The organism is Rhizobacter sp. P5_C2, assembly GCF_054049715.1.
On record NZ_JBFULV010000205.1, the window covers coordinates 1 to 4075 of the forward strand.

A 4075-nucleotide genomic window follows, 5' to 3' on the forward strand; every position below is an offset into this window, starting at 1 on the left:
GCATCCGTCGCGTTCGAGGGCGGGAACGATTGAGGTGAGCTTTTCCTCAGAAGCATCAGTGAAGAAGTATCCCCACAGCATGGGCTTCGACATGTCCCATTTCGCGCCGCTCGCGATGCTCGAAAACATCTCTTCCAATTGTTCGAGTTCGATCATTTGATGACTCTGTATACAGTTCGTACGGCGCACTCTACAGTGGACGGGCGCGACCAACCTTCGCGCCACTCGGCGGAAGTCGCATGTCGGCCACGACCGGTCGGCCCCGAGCGGCAGCTATCGGGCAGCCACCGCTACACCAATCATGGAGTCCTGTTTTGATGAGCCAAGACCTTGAGATTGACTGCAATCGACACGGGCGGTCTGTAGCCGCCGCAGTGTGTGGTCATGTCCTGCAGTCAGGCTCTCCGCTAGGGTTTGTCGAAAACAGTTCCAACCCGCTGGACCAGCAGGGGTGGTGCTTCGCTTGTGAGCTTGTCTTCTCACAGGAACAGGACAGGACGCCACGGTTCAGGGCCTTCTGCAACCATACCGAGGTCTGCTCGCGCTGCTACGACGAAATCAAGGGCAGGCACATGTTTGCATGGCCGGGGCGCGAGCATAGCCATTGACGCAAATCGGCCACTTGCAGTCAGTCGCGAGCGACAGCTTTCGGATAGCCTAGCCGCCTCAATCACGCTCCTCGCAACTCGTGATCCCGCTCGATCGCTTCACCGACGACTGCCATGATTGAAGCCGTGAACCCTCGCACTGTCGAAGACCTGCTGCGTGCGCTCGACGCAGGCGCCACACTCAAGTACCTATTCTTTTGGGGCCACCAACCGAACGCCGACGGCTCTATCGGAAAGGAATGCCTCAGCCAGTGGTTCGAGGCCGGCTTCGAGGTCGATGGCCAGCACTACCTGACCGCTGAGCATTTCATGATGGCGGAGAAGGCGCGACTCTTTGGCGATGAGGCGGCGCGCATTCGAATCCTGGCTTGCAGAACACCGGCGGAGGCGAAGAAGCTCGGCCGAACTGTGGAGGCCTTCGACGACGCCGTTTGGGAGGCCGCACGCTCTGAGATTGTTGTGAGAGCGAACCAGGCGAAGTTCTCGCAGAACCTTGCGATGCGAGACTACTTGCTCGCCACGGGTAACCGCGTGCTCGTCGAGGCCAGCCCGGTAGACCGCATCTGGGGCATCGGCCTGGCCGCGAACGATATGGCGGCCTTGCATCCGGGAGCATGGTGTGGACTGAACCTTCTCGGATTTGCCTTGATGGAAGTACGGAGCCGGCTGACGTAGGCGCCACGCCAAGTGTCCCAATCCGGCCACAACCGGTCGATCGCCACTGTCGGCTCTGGGCAATCTCTTTTGGACAATGTGAGAACACTATGGTTCGCAAGACCACGATCGCGTCGGCCGGCAATGTGATGCCAGGAGCGCTTGCCTGTCTCGAGAAGCAAGGCTTCGCCGTATCGATTGACGAAGGGTTGTGGCGTGCCGAGTCCGAGTTTCGAACCTTCTTGGGAGAGGATCCCTTGATCCTCCTGGGTCTCGTGATGTTCCACGACATGCGAGGCGACGATTGGCGGCCCTCCGACGCGGAGGTTGATCAGTTCGTCGCCCTGGACCAAAGTCGTGCATAGGCGCCTCGGTGGGCAAGAGTCGGCCACAAGGCGTCCGTCGCAACTGGCCGCTTTTGGGGTAGCGCGGCAACAGGCTAGGATGCCTGCCTCACGCCGCGTGCAGGGAAGAAAGACTGCCGCAGCCGTCGCCACAGGGGTGTCCTCCATAACACGTCAGTCCGCAGAAAGATGAACAGCCGCATTCGGAAACAGGTAGATGAGCTTAGCGCCGAGGACTTTGAGGCTTTCTCGTGCTGGGAGTACGCGAGCGACGAAGAAGGCCGGAATGGGCTGGACGAATGCACAGTCAGGCCACTGGATCCGTCGCGCCTCAAAGTCGAGACTGGCCAGGTCATGATTCAAGCAGTTTTCTTCTTCCCAAACGGGCGCGTACGCCTTGGGATGATGACGCTCAATGCTGGTGACGATCCTTCGGGGCATCAGCCCGTCATGTTCCTCGGCAAGAAGCACTTGCACTTCTACAGCGGTGCCTCCGAGCCAAGCAAGACGGAGGTTCGATCATTCCGAAAAGCCGTAGAGCAGGTTTGCCCTTCGCCGTTCCCGATACGGTTCGTTTCGTCGGTCCTTGACGTCGACGGTCGGCCGATTGCCTATGGCGAACTACGTGGCTTGTACTGGCTGGCAAATTGGAGAACCAATGAGCTTCGCGTTGCAGCCTGACCCGTCAGCTGCAGCACCCGAGAGGCTGTAGTCGGCCACAAGCTGTCCTTCGCCAGTGACCGCTCTCGGGCCGTCTACCTGCAGCCGCAGSCCCGACATTTCGGCACAGATCAAAACGGYGGCGCCGGACTACCCTTCATCAGCAAGTAGTGCGTCGTCAGGCCCGATGTGCGCGGGTGATTTCCACGTCGCATCACGCGTCGACCTCGGCACCAATCCATCGACACCTAGCATCTGCGCGAAAAGCGCCATGCGAATGGGCACGCCGTTATCCGTCTGTCTGAAGATTGCCAGACGGGRATCCAGATTGAGGTYGGCGCTCAAATCAAAGGCRCCCGGCCGGCTGTCACGCGGCAGCGGATGCATGACCACCGTGTCGGGTTTGCCCGTGGCATCGACGATGGCGCGATTGATTTCGAAGCTCTGATCGTAGCCATCGACCGATTCGTCGGTGAAGCGCTCCTTCTGGATMCGAGTGGCGTACAGGACGTCTGCGCCGATCACCGCGGTTCGCAGATGGTTGCTTTGCACCAAGACATGCCCGGCGCGCGCGGCCACTTCGACGATCTCCGTCGGCATCTCCAGCGAGCGGGGTGAGACGAGCGTGATCTTCAGGCCCCGATACAGCGCCAGCAGCTTCAGCAGCGAGTGGACRGTCCGGCCGTATTTGAGATCTCCCGCCAACACCACATGAGCGCCATCGAGCAACTTGCCGATACGCGAGAACTCACGCTGCACGGTRTAGAGGTCAAGCAAGGCCTGGCTGGGATGCTCCCCAGGTCCGTCGCCGCCATTGATGATGGGAATGTTGGTCGCCTTCGCAAACTCTGCTACGGATCCCCGGTCGGGATGCCGAATGACCAGCGCATCGACATAGCCACTGATGACACGGCTGGTGTCGTAGATGGATTCGCCCTTGGCCATCGACGAGAACGTGAAGCCGGTGGTGTCGCAGACCGACCCTCCMAGACGACAGAACGCAGCACCGAAGCTCACTCGCGTGCGGGTGCTGGCTTCAAAGAACAGGTTCCCCAGGACGGCGCCCTCGAGCACGCGTGTGACCTTTCGGCGGCGGGCAATGGGCTGCATGACATCGGCCAGAGCAAACAGCGATTCGACGGTCTCGCGGGTGAATTGAGACACCGACAGCAGGTGTTTGGCACTAGGCCAGGATTCAAGAGGYGAGWCWYCCAAAGAGGGTACGCTATGCGTACTTCCTGCATCAMCTTCGGCTCTTGAAAGAATCTCACCYACAAAGCGTCTGACGACCTCAGGCATGGCGCGATATTCGGCTGAGTCGTCAGGGAGTAGCCAGGTGTCAAGAGCGCGTTTTCGACTGCCAATGCGCTCGGCGAAGGCCTCGCGTGTCATGTTCAGACGACGCATGGCGTCTCGGAGAAGGACTTGCTGCGCTCGAATCATGAGTCGGCATTCTATACGCAATGCGTACTTTCAAGTGGCACAGGGTGCGAGGCCTGTGGCCGGCGAACTGGAACTCTCCAGCCACCGCGCGCCGAGCACAGCGCCAAAGCGCGCATGCGGCCAGAAGCGGCCAGACGTGAACGGCGGCTTTCGGACAGGGTGCCCCCAAGGCTGCGAGCCTGATCTCTGCGGGGTTCGGCCGCTCACTCAGACCCTGGCGAGGAAGGCCGCCGCATCACCCGCTTCGCACTTCCAGTCTGCGAAAACCCCGACCAGATTGCATTCCACGCAGCGGCAGGCGATGTAGTACCAACGCACGTCATGTGTGCCCTCGTACACGGAGACGCCGGACATCAGCTCGAACAC

4 protein-coding genes are annotated in these 4075 nt (G+C 60.4%); 3 read left to right on the forward strand and 1 reads right to left on the reverse strand.

The window, feature by feature from the left end; genetic code table 11:
• The first annotated feature begins 722 nt into the window (after window positions 1-722).
• The 3 genes from ybiA to ACXJLU_RS32880 all read left to right on the forward strand — a co-directional run bounded on the left by ybiA (window position 723) and on the right by ACXJLU_RS32880 (window position 2287).
• Window positions 723-1283, forward strand: a complete 561-nt coding sequence (gene ybiA / locus ACXJLU_RS32870; protein ID WP_457337929.1) for a riboflavin biosynthesis intermediates N-glycosidase — start codon at window positions 723-725, stop codon at window positions 1281-1283.
• A gap of 89 nt (window positions 1284-1372) precedes the next feature.
• Window positions 1373-1627, forward strand: a complete 255-nt coding sequence (locus ACXJLU_RS32875; protein ID WP_457337930.1) for a hypothetical protein — start codon at window positions 1373-1375, stop codon at window positions 1625-1627.
• Window positions 1628-1795: 168 nt separating this feature from the next.
• Window positions 1796-2287, forward strand: coding sequence for a hypothetical protein (locus ACXJLU_RS32880; protein WP_457337931.1), 492 nt, complete (start codon window positions 1796-1798; stop codon window positions 2285-2287).
• A gap of 129 nt (window positions 2288-2416) precedes the next feature.
• Here the strand turns inward: ACXJLU_RS32880 and ACXJLU_RS32885 are convergent, their stop codons facing one another.
• A complete protein-coding gene (locus ACXJLU_RS32885; RefSeq protein WP_457337932.1) occupies window positions 2417-3709 on the reverse strand; it encodes an aspartate carbamoyltransferase in 1293 nt (430 codons plus the stop codon).
• Window positions 3710-4075 lie beyond the last annotated feature (366 nt).